The following is a 14,963-nucleotide window of genomic DNA, read 5'->3' as shown; positions in this document are numbered from 1 at the left end:
CCATGATCGCCGATCCCTTCATCCGCCGGCCGGTGGCGACCACATTGGTCATGCTGGGCACGCTGCTGCTCGGCATCGTCGCCTATTTCAGCCTGCCGGTCTCTTCCATGCCCATCGTCGACCTGCCGACGGTGGTGGTGCGCGCCAGCCTGCCCGGCGCCAGCCCGGAGACTATGGCCGCCGCCGTCGCCACCCCCCTGGAACGCCAGATGGGCGTGATCGGCGGCCTGACGGAACTGACCGCGATCAATGCCGTCGGCGGCACCACCATCGTCGCCCAATTCGACATCGGCCGCGACGTCGACGCGGTGGCGCGCGACGTCCAGGCCGCGATCAATGCCGCCGCCGCCTTCCTGCCCGCCGACATGCCGGCGCCGCCCTTCTACATCAAGGCCAATCCCAACATCTTCCCCGTGATCACCATGGCGCTGGCCAGCGACATCCTGCCGGCGGCGGAAGTCTATGGTTTCGCCGATCAGATCCTGTCCCAGAAACTCTCGCGCCTGCCGGGCGTCTCCCAGGTCTCGATCTCGGGCGCGGACAAGGCGGCCGTCCGGGTCGCGGTCGATCCCTTGCGCCTCTCCGCCCTCGGTCTTTCGATGGAGGACCTGCGCGCCGCCATGGGCGCCGTTTCCAACCTCGGGCCGAAGGGCGCGCTGGATGGGCCGGAGCGGGTGCTGACCATCGGCGCCGACGATCAATTGGCCGATGCGGAAGCCTGGCGCGGCCAGATCGTCGCCTGGCGCGCCGGTGCCCCCATCCGCCTCGGCGATATCGCCCTCGTTACCGACGACGTCTCCAATCTGAAGGTCGGATCCTGGCTGAACGGCAAGCGCGCCGTGCTGGTCGAGGTGCGTAAGCGCCCGGGCGCCAATACGATCGATGTCGTCGATGCCGTCCGCGCCGAACTGCAGTCGCTTCGCCCCGTATTGCCGCCGGCGATCGAGGTTCAGGTGGTGGCGGACCGGACCCGGATCCTGCGCGCCGGCATCATGGACCTGCAACTCACCCTGCTGCTGTCGACGGCGTTGGTGGTGCTGGTGATCGCCCTGTTTCTCCGCCGTTTCTGGGCGACCTTCATCCCCAGCGTGACCATTCCCGTCGCCATCTGCGGCACCTTCGCGGTCATGTATCTGCTGGGCTACAGTCTCGACAATCTGTCGATCATGGCCCTGATCCTGGCCATCGGCTTCATCGTCGACGATACGGTCGTGATGATCGAAAACGTCTTTCGCCTGATCGAACAGGGCGAGACGCCGATGGCGGCGGCGGCCAAGGGCGCGCGTCAGATCGCCTTCACCGTCGTCTCCCTGACCGCGTCCCTGCTGGCGGCGCTGATCCCGATCCTGTTCATGCCCGGCATTCTGGGCCGTTTCTTCCAGGAATTCGGCGTGACCCTGGCGGTCGCGATCGTGCTCTCCGCCTTCATCTCGCTGACCGTCACGCCCATGATGTGCGGCCATCTGCTGCCGACGCCGGACCAGGAGAAGGCGCCCGGGCGATTTTCGACCGCCGTCGAGACGTTCCTCCAGCGCGTGACCGATGCCTATGGCCGGGGCCTCGACGCCGCGCTGGGCCGGCCCTGGACCATGCTGGGTGTCGTCTTCGGCGCCATGATCCTGGGGCTGTCCCTGTTCGGCGCCGTGCCCAAGGGCTTTCTGCCCAAGCAGGACACGGGCGTGATCAAGGGCGTGACCGATGCCCCGCCCGACATTTCCTTCGAGGCCATGCGCGAGCGTCAGGCCGAGGCGACGCGCGTGATCCTGGCCGATCCGGCGGTCGACAGCGTCTCCTCCTTCGTCGGCGTCGGCCTGTTCAATTCGATCAACAACGGCAATCTGACCGTGAACCTGAAGGGTTTCGACGAACGCGACGTCAGCGCGCAGGAGGTCGTCGATCGCCTGCGCCCCAAGCTCGCCGCGCTCTACGGTATCGACACCTATCTCTCGCCGGTCGACGATTTCGGTGTCGGCGGCAGGGCCGGGCGCGCCGCCTATCAATACACGCTGACCGGCGCCGATCTGCCGAAGCTGGAAACCTGGGTCGCGCGCATGCGCGATGCCATGCGCGGCATGCCGGAACTGGCCGACGTCTCGACCGACCAGAACGCGAACGGTCTCTCCGCCCATCTGGTGATCGACCGCGAGAATGCGGCGCGCTTCGGCGTTTCCGTCGCCGCCATCGATCTCGCGCTCTACAATGCCTTCGGCCAGCGCCAGATCGCCACCATCTACAAGGAATTCGACCAGTCCAAGGTGGTGATGGAGGTGACGGCCGAGAACCGCATGGATCTCGCCGCCCTGGACCGGCTGCATGTCACCGGGGGCGAGGGCCAGCAGGTGCCGCTGTCCAGCGTGACCCGGACGGAAATCGGCCTTTCGCCCGTGCAGATCAACCACATGGGCCAGGTGCCGGCCATCACCGTGGGCTTCAATCTGGCGCCGGGCGTGGCGCTGGGCGATGCCATGGACCGGATCCGGGAAAAGGCCGTAGCGATCAACCTGCCGCCCGACATCCAGGGCCTCTTCGCCGGCGACGCCAAGGCGGCATCGGACGCCGATCAGGCCCAGGGCTGGATGCTGCTGGGTGCCATCGTCGCCATCTATCTCGTGCTCGGCATGCTCTATGAGAGCTATGCCCATCCCCTGACCATCCTCTCGACCCTGCCGTCGTCCGGCGTCGGCGCCTTGATCGCGCTTTTGATCACGGGCACCGAATTCTCCTTCATCGCCGCGATCGCCCTGATCCTGCTGATCGGCATCGTCATGAAGAATGCGATCATGATGGTCGATTTCGCCCTGGTCGCGGAACGCGAGCTGGGACTTTCACCGCGCGACGCCATCGTGCGCGCGGCCAAACTGCGCTTCCGCCCCATCACCATGACCACAATGGCCGCCGTCTTCGGCGCCGTGCCGCTGGCGATCGGCATCGGCATCGGCTCCGAAATGCGCCAGCCGCTGGGCATCGCCATCGTCGGCGGCCTGCTGGCGGCCCAGATGGTGACGATCTATACGACCCCCGTGGTCTATGTCGCGATCGACCGGCTGCGCGGCCGGCACCGCTCGCGCTGGCTGCCCTCGGACCTGCCCGCCGAATGACCCATTCTTCCGCCGCCGGACGTTTCATCCTCTTCACCATTCTGCTGGATGCCATGGGTTACGGCCTGGTGGCGCCGGTCGTGCCCCATCTGGTGGAAAGCCTGGTGAGCGGCGGCCCGGCGGAAGCCAGCACCGCCTTCGGCGCCATGCAGGCCGCCTATGCCGCCGCCACCTTCGTCTGCGCCCCCCTTCTGGGCCGCCTGTCGGACCGTTACGGGCGCCGGCCCGTGCTGCTGATCGCCATGGCCGGCGCCACCCTCGATCACATCGTCGCGGCCCTGGCGGGATCGGTCTGGCTGCTGTTCGGCGCGCGTTTCGTCGCCGGCATCTGCGGCGCCAGCACCGCCGCCGCCACCGCCTATGTCGCGGACGTCTCGCGGCCCGACGATCGCGGCCGCGCCTTCGCCATCGCGGGCGCCACCTTCGCCATCGGCTTCGTCTCCGGCCCCGCGATCGGCGGATTGCTCGGCGAATTCGGGCCGCGCGTGCCCTTTGTCGCGGCCGCGATCCTGACCGGCATCAACGTGCTCTACGGTTTCTTCGTCCTGCCCGAGAGTCTGGCGCCCGAAAAGCGAAAGGCGCTGGATCTCGCCGCCATCAATCCGCTGTCGGGCCTGATGGCCTGGCGCCGCAACCGCGTCGTCGCGGGGCTGATGGCCGTGGTCTTCCTGTTCATGCTGGCCCATTCCGGGGTGCAGGCGACCTGGGTCCTGTTCACCGGCGTCCAATTGGGCTGGGGCCCGCGCGAGGTCGGGATTTCGCTCGGCGTGCTGGGCATCACCGCCATCCTCGCCCAGGCCGGTTTCGCACCACAGATGATCCGGCGCCTCGGCCCCGGGCGCACCCTGCTGATCGGGCTTGTCGCCATGACCCTGTTCTGCACCGCCCTCGCCTTCGTGACGGCGGGCTGGCAACTCTATGCCGCCCTCGTCTTCATGCCCTTCGCCATGGCGGCGGCGCCGGCCGTGCAGGCGCTGACCTCGACGTCCGTCGGCGACGACGAACAGGGGCTTCTCCAGGGCACGATCAGCGGCGTCACCGGCCTTGCCGCCGTCGCCGGCCCCCTGACCGGCGCCTTCGTCTTCCGCCATTTCATCGGTCCGTCGACGCCCGTCCACTTCCCCGGCGCCGCCTTCCTGCTGGCGGCCGTGCTCGGCCTCGCCGCCGTCGCCATCGCGACACGGGCCCTGCGACGCTGATCAGGGATGGGCGCGGTCGTGCCAGGCGGCGGCGGTCAGCAGGGCGATGACGGCGGCATAATATTCGTCGTCCGGCTGCGTGACCTCGGCCGCGACGTCGCGGACGCCGAGGACCAGACCGGCGACCGCCCGCATCCCGCGCGAGCCCTGATAGTCGGCGATGGCGCCGGTGGCGAGATCGGCCCAGGCCGGCAGCCGCCCGGCGTAACCGGTGAAATAGCCGCGCAGGGGCCCGAACTGCTCCGCCGGTGCCCGCCCCCAGGCGAGATAGAGTGCTACCCGGAAGGCATCGAAGCCGAAACGCGGCGGCCAGCCCGGCGCCGGCGCCAGACGCCCGTCCCCGGTCACCACCAGCCAGTCCGGCGGCAGGCCATAGCGCCCGAAACGGGCATCCAGCAAAAGGGTGAAGCCATCGGCGATCACCCGGTCCCAGCCCTCCTCCGGCGCTGCCGCGTGAAAGGCCAGGAAAGCCGGAAACACGAGGTAGGACGGATTGACGATGACGTCGCCGGGCTTGCCCGCCTCGCCCTCGGTGCGGAACCCCTCGACGCCCGGCAGCAGCAGGTGACGCCCGACGTGCTCGATCACCAGCTTCTCGCGGATCGCCCGGCGGATCTCGGCGCCGGCTTCGGTCAGTCCGGGATCTTCCCAGCGGCTGCCGGCACGCATCAGGGCCCAGGCGATGAAGATGTCGCCGTCCGCCGCATCGTTGCGGTCGGGCACCGGATCACCGGCGCCGGGCACCCAGCGCCAGGCGAACAGCGCATCCTGTTCGCGCCGCAGGTGATCCCGCGTCCAGCCCCAGATCAGGTCGAAGGCCGGCCGGTCGTTCGCGATCACGGCCAGCAGCATGGCGAAGCCCTGGCCCTCGCTGTGGCTGACGCCGTCGTTGCCGTTGTCGGCGATGCGGCCGTCCGGCTTCAGGAAACGGCCCTTGAAATCGGTCCAGGGCACTGGCGCCTGGGCGGTCGCCACGCCGCCCAGCGCGCCGAACACGATCGCCGCAAGGAGGACGAGGCGCGCGAGAGCCCGCATGCCTTACCGGCCGTAGACCAGTTCGACCGTCTCGCCCCCAAGAGTGCCGGTATGGCGGGCCTTCAGATCGGCGCTGCCGCCGGCATGCTCCAGCCAATGGCCGTAGAGCCCTTCGAGCAGCGCCGCCATGGCCTGGCCGGTGGTGGACGACGGGCGGACCGGCAGGCCGCCGTGGCGGATGCGGATGCCCGCCTCGACCTCCGACAGGCGCACCCAGCCCCAGCGCCTGGCGGTCAGGGCCGCGTTCATCAGGCCTTCCAGGGCTTCCAGGGTCTCCACCGCCTCGAGGCTCATGCCGCGTGCCATATGGCCGCCGACGAGACGCAGAAAGGCGGCCGCGTCGTCGCCGCTGGCCATGGCGAACAATTCCTCGACCACGGCGTCGAGGAACAGCGGCAGCGGCCCTTCGGTACGCAGCGCGAGGGCATAGAGGCTTTCCGGATCGGTGACGTCGGAGGTGGCGGTCGCGGGTGCGGCGGGACGGGCGAACATGCTCATGGCAGCACCTCGTCGACCAAATGCTTCACGTAGAACATGACCGAACTCTCCGAAAACTCGCCGAAACTGTCGTAGGACGCGGCGCCGCCGACCGTGGTGCGGTCGTCGATCTCATAGTCGAAACTGCCGTGGATATTGCCGCCGACGCCGCTCTCGCTGACGGCCGGATAATAGGACGAGGAGATCAGGCCGGCGTCGGCCTCCTGATCGAGGATGCTCTGATAGGCGGCATTGGTCGGGAAATAGGGCGAGGCTTCCTTGTCGTAGGACTGGTAGCCGATGGCGCCGCCGAGACCATATTGCCATTTGCCGTCGCGGCTCTTGCCCTCGTAGTCGACCGGGATCGCCAGGGAAATCAGGTTCTGCGGGCTGAAATAGCCGCCGTGGCCGAAGGTGAATTCGCCGAGATTGCGGTCGTAGTCGGTATAGCTCAGGTTGAGGCCGACCTTCAGCTCGCTGCGCTCGGTGCGATAGGGGCGGAAATAGGCGCCGACCGTCGCCTCGACCTGGCTGTTGTCGGCGACATTCTCGCCCTCCAGCTCGTAATAGCCGCCGCCGGCATAGAGGCCGACATTGCCGTCGTCCGAGGCGAACATGACGCGACCGCCGGTCCGCGTGACGCCGCCCCAGGTCTCGCCGGTGAAGGGATCCTCGGTCCCGGCGAAGGCCAGCATGCTGTCGGTCACGGCGCGCCGCTCCGCCGTGATCGAGACCTGCGCGGTATCGGACAGGCGCGGCGTCCAATTGACGCCGCCGACCACGTTCTCGACCGCGAAGCCGAGCGGCGAAGTACCGACATCGACCGTCAGCGGCCCGTTGGCATAGGCGAGATTGAGCCCGAGGCCGGTCGTCTTCTGCGACGGCGCGCGCCGGAGCGCGGCGAGGCGCGCCGAATCGAAGGCATAGATCTCGGTCGCGATGGCGGCGTCCAGGGTCGCTTCCTGGGCCGTGGTCAGGAAGGTCCGGATCGTCGGGTTGAGGGTGACGAAAGTGCTGAGCGCGGCATCGGCATTGGCCGCCAGGGCGTCGGTGATCGCCGTCTGCAGATCGCTCGAAAGGGCAGCGACGATGTCGGGATTGGCGGCGGTGAAATCCGCCAGCGGCGTCACCGTGGGCGCCGTGATGGCCGCCCCCAGGATCGATTTCTGTTCCGTCGTCAGATAGTTCCAGACGTTGGGGTTGCTGGTGACCAGCGTCTCCAGTTCGTCGCGATTGGTCTCGGTGACCTCGGTCGGCACCAGGGGATTGAGGGCGAAGCGCTGGGCGCCGATGTCCGATGCGGTGCCGGCATCGAGACTGATGGGGGTCGCGGTCAGGGTCAGACGGCCATCGCCGAAGGGCGATACCGAAGCCGAGAAATCGGCCCCCAGTTCCGTCAGTTCCGAAAGTCCGGATTCGCCGTCGCGCGAACGAAGCCGCACGTCGCCCCTCACGAAGGCGACCGTCTGCTCCCGCAGTTCGGCGAGCTGACGGTCGATGTCCCGGGCCATCGGATCATTGGCGAGCGCGGGCGACGGCGCGGCGGCATATTCGACCGCGACCGGTGCCGCCCCCGGCGGCGGATAGGTCACCTGCGGCGGCGTCAACGGCTGGCCATAGGCGCCGACCGTGCCGGCGGGGGCCGTTGTTTCGGCCGGGCCCTCGGGCGGGACATAGACCGAGCGGATTTCCGATCCGGGCAGATAGAGCCCGCCGGACGTCGCGCCGGAAGCGGCGGTCCGGGGCATCAGCGCCGCCTCGGTCGCGACCGGGCGTGGGCGGTCGGGCGCGGCGGGCGGTGCGGGGGCGGCGACGATGGTTGGGCGCGCGGGCAGGATTCGGGGCAGGATTCGGGGCCGGGCCGGGGCCGCCGCCGGTTCCTCGATCCGGGTCAGGGTCGTCGGCGCCGATACGTCGGCGGGCCCTTCTTCCGCCCGGCGGAACGGATTGCCGGTGGCCATGGCGATCGTCGTGACCGCCGGCGTACCACGGCCCGCCGCCAGCCGATCCGCGGCGGCGCGAAGGTCCGGATCGCCCGGCAGGCGCGCCAGCGCCGTCGCCAGCAGGCGCCCGGCCGTTGCCGGATCGCCCGCGCCGATCGCGGCGTCGACCGCGCCCCGGATCAGGATCGGGTCATCGGGATCGACGGTCAGCAGGCGGCCATAGACCGCGAGCGCCTCGCGGTGCAGGCCGCCGGCATCGTAGAGACGCGCGAGCGCCGCCTGCAGGCCGGCATCGTCGGCGGTCAGGGCCAGGGCCATCGCGATGACGTCATAGGCTTCCGCAAGCTGCCCGGCGGCGCGCAGCCGGTCGGCCCGCGCGGCCGCCACCACGGCGTTCAGCCGCGCGACCCCGTCGCGATCCATGCCCGGCGTCTGTTCCAGCCGATTGAGCAGGGCCAGCGCCTCGGCGTCGAGGCCAGCGCCGGCCAGCAGCGCCACATGGCCGGCATAGCGCGCGGCCGGCCCCCGCAGCGGTCCTTGCGCGTCCTGACGGACGTGCGCCAGGGCCGCCGCCTGCGGCGTGGTGGCGGCGGCAGCCGCCTGCGGCATCACGGCGGCGGGATCCGCCGTGCGGGGCGTGGCGCGCGACAGCGCGGCTTCGAGGCCTGCGACGGCACCGTCGTCGTCGGGCGCCACGCGGCGGAGCAACCCGAGCCAGCCCCGGGCGGCGGCGAGATCGCCGTCCTCGACGGCAAAGAGGCCGAGGTGCCGAATCACGGCCGGATCGCGCGGCGCCAGGGCATAGACGCGCTGCATGGCCTGGACCGCCAGATCGGCCCGGCCCTGGGCGCGCCAGAACGCCGCCTGTTCCAGAAGCGTGCCGACCGCGTCCTTCGCGGGCACGGCATCCGCCGGACCGGGAGTCGCGGCGGCGGCCAGCGGCGACAGGGCGAGCACCAGCGCGAACAGTGCCGGCGAATGCCGCATTCCCGGCCTGCGCCGCCGCGCGTTCCGGAACATGCCGTCCGTCATGGGCCGGCCCGCCGGTGCGGACGCCCCGATCGATTGCCCGCGCTTCATGTCATGCCCCGATGTCATGTCGTCGCCTTTCGGCGAAGCCGCGCCTTGGTGATCAGCCGCAGCAAAGTGTAGACCACGATGCCGATCAGGACCATGGCGCCCACCGCGAACGCGATCAGCACCAGGGGCCTGTTGCGGAAATACCAGCGCAGTTCGCCATAGAACCCGAGACTGCCGACCGTATAGGTGTCGCCGACGCGGAAGCTGCGCATGGCATTGCCGTCCAGCACCGCGAGATCGCCCTGCACCGCCGCGTTGACGTCGGGATCGTTGAGGGACCTGACGAGGATCGGCAGCCGTTCGCTCTTGCTCGCCACCACCATGACGAGGGAGCGGTCGTCCGCCCCGCCGATCCGTTCGCCGACGAGCCCGGCGAAATCCGGGCTGGTCATCAGAAGCTCGCCCGCCTCGCGCTGCTGTTCGACCCAGTCGTCGCCGTCGAGGAGCGCGTAGGCGCGGTCGATCGGCCGGCCGGTCGCGATCGCCAGGCGCCCGTCCGCGACCCGGAGCGGCCCGTCCGTCGCCAGCCGCTCGAGATTCAGGCGGTCGCCCAGCGTGCCGACGACGATCACGTCCCGGCCGCGCGCCGGCGCCAGATCGCCCGTGCCGAACAGCAGCGTGAGGCGCAGCGGCGGAAAGCCGGTGAATTCCGTGAAGCGCCCCATGAGGTCGAGGAAGGCGCGAATCTCGTCCGCCTTCGGGCGTTCGGGCAGGATCACCGCGGTCTCGCCCATGTCGGCGTATTTCGTGTAGGGGAAACCGGCACCGGCGAAGAACGACAGATTGGGCATCACCGCGAAACGTTCCGCGCCCGAGATGTCGAGGGTCGAATCCGGGTCGATCGCCGAAACCACGTTGGTCGGCAGCACGCCTTCGCATTCGCCCTTCTTCCTCGGCCGGAGATCGTAGAAGAATTCGAGCCGGTTCCGGCCGTAGACCTGGAACGGCGGCACCTTCACCCGGGCTTCGTTCAGGACGAAATCGTCGCCCACGATGTCGCGCACGTCGTCGAGCAGGTTGGGCCCCGTCGCCGGCAGGGACTTCAGATATTGGCCGTTGATCGAAACGTCGAGGCGCGAGCGTTCCAGATCCATCCATTCGCCGCGCGGATAGCGGTAGCGCACCACCATCGGCAGGCCCCGGTCGCTCCAGACGAAGAGATCGGGCGCGGTGCGGAAGGGTACGCCGAGCGGCCCCGGAATCAGACCGTAGCCCTGCAAGGTGTCGGGTTCCACCAGCTCGCCGAAACGCACCGGACGGTCGTCCGGCACCCAGCGCGGCGCGTCATAGGCCTCGCGCGGCGCCACCTTGGGCGTTCCGACCGTGGCGCTGGGGCCGGTCAGCGTGACCGAGCCGAGCGCGAGGGTCGCCGCCGCCGCGTTCAGTTCCGCGTCGTTCCGCCCGGCGATCAGCAGGATGCGGCCGCCGCCCCGGTTGGCGACATTGGCGATGGTCGGGCCGGTCAGGGCGGGCAGGTCGAGACCCGCCGGCGCGCTCTGCGGCGTCGCCACGACGACATGGTCGCCGGTCGCGACGGAACCGAGGGTGACCGGGAAGTCGGCGCCGCGTTCGCCCGCCTCGGCGGCGAAGTAACCCGCGACGACCGCCGCCGCCTTCAGAAGCTCGGGCGAGGGATTGGGCGGCAGCGCGATCGGCAGCTTCAGCGCCTTGCGCTCCGCCGCGTCGAAGAAGGGCGCCGGCAGCGCCGCGAGGTCCGTCGCCGGCGGCAGCGACTGCAGGGTGAGATCGAGGCGCGTCGCGTTGTCGATGATCGACCACAGGCTGCTGTGGACCGGGTCCTCGCATTCCATCGTGTAATGGGCGATGACACGGACGCCGACACGGTTGCGGCGGACGAAGAGCGCCGGGTTGACCGGAATCTCCACCTTCATGCCGCCCGCATTCTCGCGCGGGAGGGCGACGGTGCCGACGACGACGCCGTTCACCAGCGCCGAGAGATGGGACAGGTCCGGTATCAGCGACGGCGAATAGGCGAATTCGACCGTGATCTTGGCCGCCGTCACCACTTCGTCCTGACGGATGTCGAGGGGAAAGCCGATCTCGGATTCGACGCCGAGCAGGCGGAGAGGTTCGCGCGCGCCGAGATCCTGCAGGCTGACGGTGACGTTGCGCGAACCGGCCGCCGGCGCGGCCGGGACCGCCGGCACATAGGGGGCGGACGTGGCGGGTGCCATGGCCGCCGGCGCGGGCGCGGCAGGCCCTTCCGTCGGACGCGGCGGCACGCCGGGCGGGGCCGACGCGGCGGGAGACGCCGATCCGGGCGCCACGGTGGGCCTCGAGTCCGGGCCGGGGTCCAGGCCTTCCGGCGGCTGCGGCATCCTTGCGCCGGTGGCCCCGGCGTCCGTCGTCGGGCCGGCGTCCGGCGCCGCCGTGCCGGGCACGAGCTGTACCGGCGCATTCTGGGCCCTGGCATCGGGCGCGGCCCCGAAGCCGAGGGCCAGCGCCGCCGCCAGGGCGAAGGGAAGCGCGCCGCGCAGGACGCCGCCGGCGGCGGGTGCCCGCGCATCGGCCACGCGGGCGCCGGGTACGCGGGCACCGGGCACCATCGTGCGCGAGGGCACGTCCTGAACCGCGGCCGCGATCTCGGCCGCCGGTTTCGGCTGCGCGGCGGGCGCCGCCTTGGGACGCCAGCGCAGGAACAGGCCGAAGGTCGCCCGCAGGATCGAGAAGACGGCGCGGGAGGGCTTGTCGAGTGGGCGCGTGCGGCGCTCCACCCAGGCGTCGGCGCGCCCGAAGACGACGCCGACGAGAAGACGATAGAGGGATACGGGCATTTCACCGAAACTGATACGCAGGCTGTCGCCGTTGATCGCGACGCCGGTCGCGGGGAAGACTTCGGTCCGGTCGGCGACCGGAAATTCGACGGCCTCGACGTCCTCGGCCTCGATCACGGTGCCTTCGGGCATGCGGAGCATGGCCCCCCCCATGGACATGTTGACGGTCGTCGCGCAGACGGCATGGCCCGTCGCCGTGAACACGGTGACGGGCATGATGATGGGCAGGCGGATGGTGCGGCGGATCTGCCTGGTCTCGAAGGCCGCCGCCATCGCCCCCATCAGGATCACTGCGTTGAACGAGGCCCAGGCCACGTTCATCAGGAGCACGTCGCGGATCGTCTCGTCGCCCCAGACGTAGATCAGACGATAGACGCCGATGCCGAGGCCGAGCACGACGAGGACCAGGGTGAAGATGTGGAAGCGGGCGATGCGGAAATCGAAATACTCCCGCTCGAGAAGGCCGCCCTTCTCGGTCACGTTGAACTTGCCGAGGCGCGGATTGATCATGGCGGCGAGCACCGGCCAGACCAGATGGAACGACAGCGACGTCTCGTAGAGCTCGCCCCAGAAGGTCAGGCGATAGGGACCGTGCACCCGGGTGTTGGTCAGGGCCGCGTGCAGCAGGTGCGGCCCCGCATAGGCGAGCACCATGGGCGCCGTCGAGGCGATGATGTTCTCGTTCAGGAGCAGGAAGGCGATGGGCGCGGTCAGGAACACGATGCGTGGCAGGGCGAACTGGAAGTGCAGCATGGCGTTCAGGTAGCAGAGGCGCTGCGCCAGGGTCAGCTTGCCGCCGAACAGCGGGTTCTCGCGCCGCAGGATCTGGGTCATGCCGCGCGCCCAGCGCACGCGCTGGCCGACGTGCAGCACCAGGCGCTCCGTCGCCCGGCCGGCGGCGAGGGCGACGTCGAGATAGGCGGTGTTCCAGCCGCGCTTCTGCATGCGAAGCGCGGTATGGGCGTCCTCGGTCACGGTCTCGACCGCGAAGCCGCCGACGTCGTCCAGGGCCGCGCGCCGGATGACGGCGCAGGAGCCGCAGAAGAAGGCGGCATTCCAGAGGTCGTTGCCCTTCTGCACCGGGCCGTAGAACAGCTCGCCCTCGTTCGGGATCGAGGCGCCGCCCCGGATGTTCCGCTCGAAGGGATCGGGCGAATAGAAATGGTGCGGGGTCTGCACCAGGGCGAGAGCCGGATCGGTCAGGAAGCCGCCGACGGTCATCTGCAGGAAGCCGCGCGTGGTCACATGGTCGGCATCGAAGACGGCGATCAGGTCGCCGTCGGTCAGCTTCAGGGCGTGATTCAGGTTGCCCGCCTTGGCATGGGCATTGTCGGGCCGGACGATGTAGCCCGCGCCGGCCTTTTCGGCGAATTCGCGGAACTGCTCGCGCCGGCCGTCGTCGAGCACATAGACCCGCAGCTTGTCTTCCGGATAGTCGAGGTTGAGGGCCGCCAGGATCGTATCGGCGACGATTTCCAGTTCCTCGTTGTAGGTCGGGATGTAGACGTCGACCGTCGGCCAGAGCGAGGTATCGTCCGGCAGTTTCTCGGCCGGGCGGTCGAGGGGGGCCGCGGTCTGGAAGAAGCCGAGGATCAGGATCAGCCAGGCATAGATTTCGGCCATCACCAGACCGACGCCCAGGAAGCCGCCGAACCAATTGGTGAAATCCAGGGTCTCGGTCAGGCGCCAGTAGAGATAGCGCGTGGAGACCAGCACCGAGAGCATGCTGAGCACCATGGTGATCGGCTGGGAGCGGAGCCGGTTCACCAGAAGCGCGATCAGGAAGACCAGGGCGCCGAAGATCAGTTGCTGGCGAAGATCGAGGGGCGCCACGATCACCGGCACCGACAGCAGCATGCCGAAGCCGATGACCAGATAGAGCACCCAGCGCGGCAGCGCCTCGAGCGGGACGAGCTGTTCGGTGAACCAGCCCGAACCCGGGCGGATGCGCCGGTACCAGGGCTCGCGCGGGGGGGCCTCGCCGGTTACGGCCATTTGCGCGCCTCCCCGGCTTCGCCGTCTTCGGGCGCCGCGTCCTCGGCCGTCTCGGCTGTGTCGTCGGCCTCGCCCTTCAGGCGCAGCGAGAGGCGTTCCGCGACCGCGCGGATGTCGCGCGCGGCGACGCCGCTCGGCGCCTGTTCGAAGACCGAACGCTGCCAGCCGATCGCCTCGGCGGCGCCTTCGTCGCGATAGACCTGGCCGAGCAGGCTTTCGGGAATGCGGCCCGAGATGAAGTCGGTGACCATGCGGCTGAGACGGCGGCGCGGGTCGACCTGGTTGACCACCACGAGGGGCCGCTTGTCGCCGTAGAAATGCCCGCGCTCGATGAGCGGCAACAGGGACAGCGATGTGGCATCCGCCAGCAATACCGAGATATGGAGCGCGCCCACGCCGTCGAGGGCGCGGAGCGCGGGTGCCGGGCCCGGCGGCAGATCCGCCAGCACGACCCAGTCCGGCCGTTCCAGGATCGGGCCGAGGCCGCGCTGCAGATAGTCCGGCTCCTCCATCAGGTGGCGCTCGAAGAGAATGCGCTCCTGTTCCGTCACCTGGCCATAGGGCAGGACGAAGACGCCCGAATCCGTCGGCAGGGCGAGATTCGGCCATTCCTCCGGCTGGTCATGGGCGGCGACATAGCCGCGCCCGTCGGCAAGCTCGATCCCGAAATGGAGCCGCAGGCTGTTCTGGACGTCGAAGTCCATCGCCACGACCCCCCACCCGAGATCATGGAGAGCAATCGCCACATTGGCCGCCAGTGTCGTCTTGCCGACACCGCCCTTGGGTGAGGAGAAGGCGACGACCGGCATCAGCGCAGTCTGTCGAACAGGGTTCGAAGCGGTGTGCCCCGGGGCGGCGGCCGCTCGGCGGACGCCACGGTCTGCCGCTGGAAGATCCGGCCGAGGCCGGTGCCGGATGCGGGCGGCGCCTGTGCATGGCTCTCGGATCTGGGGTTTTCCTGGCGCGGCGCGGCGCCCGGGACATGCCGGGTATCGGGCGCGGCCCTGGCCGGGACATGTCTCGGCCTCACGGAATTCTCGGGCCCCACGGATTTTTCGGGCGTCCCGGCTTTCCGGGGCGTCGCGGGGGCCTTCAGCAGATCGTCGACGGCGGCGACCAGCGGCAAATCCTCAGCGCCATCGCTCCGTCGCCTGGAGAGCGCCCCGATGTCCTTGTATTTGCCTTGTTCGCCTTCGAGCCCCATCGCCCTGAAGAGCCTCGAGGTGTCGTCAGATTTCGCCATTCCGCCACCCGCGCCGAATCGTTGAAGTCGCGTGGGATGTCCCCAAGATTTCCACCCGATTCGGGGCATATTAACGGAATCAGTGACTCTAGCGCAAA

The 14,963-nt window shown here is 69.5% G+C and carries 8 protein-coding genes; 2 read left to right on the top strand and 6 right to left on the bottom strand.

The genetic code is table 11. From position 1 onward, the window contains the following. Positions 1–2 precede the first annotated feature (2 nt). The gene (locus L2U69_RS10855) at positions 3–3,098 is read left to right on the top strand and encodes an efflux RND transporter permease subunit (RefSeq protein WP_236106823.1); all 3,096 of its coding nucleotides are present in this window, start codon (positions 3–5) and stop codon (positions 3,096–3,098) included. Next, positions 3,095–4,297 (top strand): MFS transporter, encoded by a 1,203-nt coding sequence (locus tag L2U69_RS10850; RefSeq protein ID WP_236106822.1) that lies wholly within the window; start codon positions 3,095–3,097, stop codon positions 4,295–4,297. The genes L2U69_RS10855 and L2U69_RS10850 overlap by 4 nt, the downstream gene beginning before the upstream one ends. Here L2U69_RS10850 and L2U69_RS10845 read toward each other — a convergent pair whose 3' ends face one another. The 6 genes from L2U69_RS10845 to L2U69_RS10820 all read right to left on the bottom strand — a co-directional run bounded on the left by L2U69_RS10845 (position 4,298) and on the right by L2U69_RS10820 (position 14,865). Further along, positions 4,298–5,332: a glycosyl hydrolase family 8 gene (locus tag L2U69_RS10845; RefSeq protein WP_236106821.1), complete on the bottom strand. Its 1,035-nt coding sequence runs from the start codon at positions 5,330–5,332 to the stop codon at positions 4,298–4,300. Positions 5,333–5,335: 3 nt separating this feature from the next. After that, positions 5,336–5,830 carry a cellulose biosynthesis protein BcsD gene (bcsD, locus tag L2U69_RS10840; RefSeq protein ID WP_236106820.1) on the bottom strand — a complete coding sequence of 165 codons (495 nt, stop codon included), beginning with the start codon at positions 5,828–5,830 and terminating at the stop codon, positions 5,336–5,338. Beyond that, entirely contained in the window at positions 5,827–8,739 is a 2,913-nt protein-coding gene (locus L2U69_RS10835) for a cellulose synthase subunit BcsC-related outer membrane protein (RefSeq protein WP_236106819.1), read from the bottom strand. Before L2U69_RS10835 ends, bcsD begins: the two co-directional genes overlap by 4 nt. Before the next feature lie 107 nt (positions 8,740–8,846). Continuing rightward, positions 8,847–13,622: a UDP-forming cellulose synthase catalytic subunit gene (bcsA, locus tag L2U69_RS10830; protein WP_236106818.1), complete on the bottom strand. Its 4,776-nt coding sequence runs from the start codon at positions 13,620–13,622 to the stop codon at positions 8,847–8,849. Then, complete coding sequence (locus L2U69_RS10825) at positions 13,613–14,431, bottom strand: cellulose synthase operon protein YhjQ/BcsQ (protein ID WP_236106817.1); 819 nt, start codon at positions 14,429–14,431, stop codon at positions 13,613–13,615. The genes bcsA and L2U69_RS10825 overlap by 10 nt, the downstream gene beginning before the upstream one ends. Then, on the bottom strand, positions 14,431–14,865 hold the full coding sequence (locus tag L2U69_RS10820) for a hypothetical protein (protein WP_236106816.1): 435 nt from the start codon (positions 14,863–14,865) through the stop codon (positions 14,431–14,433). The genes L2U69_RS10825 and L2U69_RS10820 overlap by 1 nt, the downstream gene beginning before the upstream one ends. Between the last annotated feature and the right edge of the window lie 98 nt (positions 14,866–14,963).

This window comes from Zavarzinia marina, assembly GCF_021568905.1.
Lineage (GTDB): Bacteria > Pseudomonadota > Alphaproteobacteria > Zavarziniales > Zavarziniaceae > Zavarzinia > Zavarzinia marina.
Note: the sequence above shows the minus strand (reverse complement) of the source record. Positions and strands in the feature narration are given on the sequence as shown.

Excerpts from the sequence above, each read along its gene's own strand:
- L2U69_RS10855 (WP_236106823.1), top strand. The coding sequence starts at position 3 with ATGATCGCCGATCCCTTCATCCGCCGGCCGGTGGCGACCACATTGGTC.
- L2U69_RS10850 (WP_236106822.1), top strand. The coding sequence starts at position 3,095 with ATGACCCATTCTTCCGCCGCCGGACGTTTCATCCTCTTCACCATTCTG.
- L2U69_RS10845 (WP_236106821.1), bottom strand. The coding sequence starts at position 5,332 with ATGCGGGCTCTCGCGCGCCTCGTCCTCCTTGCGGCGATCGTGTTCGGC.
- bcsD (WP_236106820.1), bottom strand. The coding sequence starts at position 5,830 with ATGAGCATGTTCGCCCGTCCCGCCGCACCCGCGACCGCCACCTCCGAC.
- L2U69_RS10835 (WP_236106819.1), bottom strand. The coding sequence starts at position 8,739 with ATGCGGCATTCGCCGGCACTGTTCGCGCTGGTGCTCGCCCTGTCGCCG.
- bcsA (WP_236106818.1), bottom strand. The coding sequence starts at position 13,622 with ATGGCCGTAACCGGCGAGGCCCCCCCGCGCGAGCCCTGGTACCGGCGC.
- L2U69_RS10825 (WP_236106817.1), bottom strand. The coding sequence starts at position 14,431 with ATGCCGGTCGTCGCCTTCTCCTCACCCAAGGGCGGTGTCGGCAAGACG.
- L2U69_RS10820 (WP_236106816.1), bottom strand. The coding sequence starts at position 14,865 with ATGGCGAAATCTGACGACACCTCGAGGCTCTTCAGGGCGATGGGGCTC.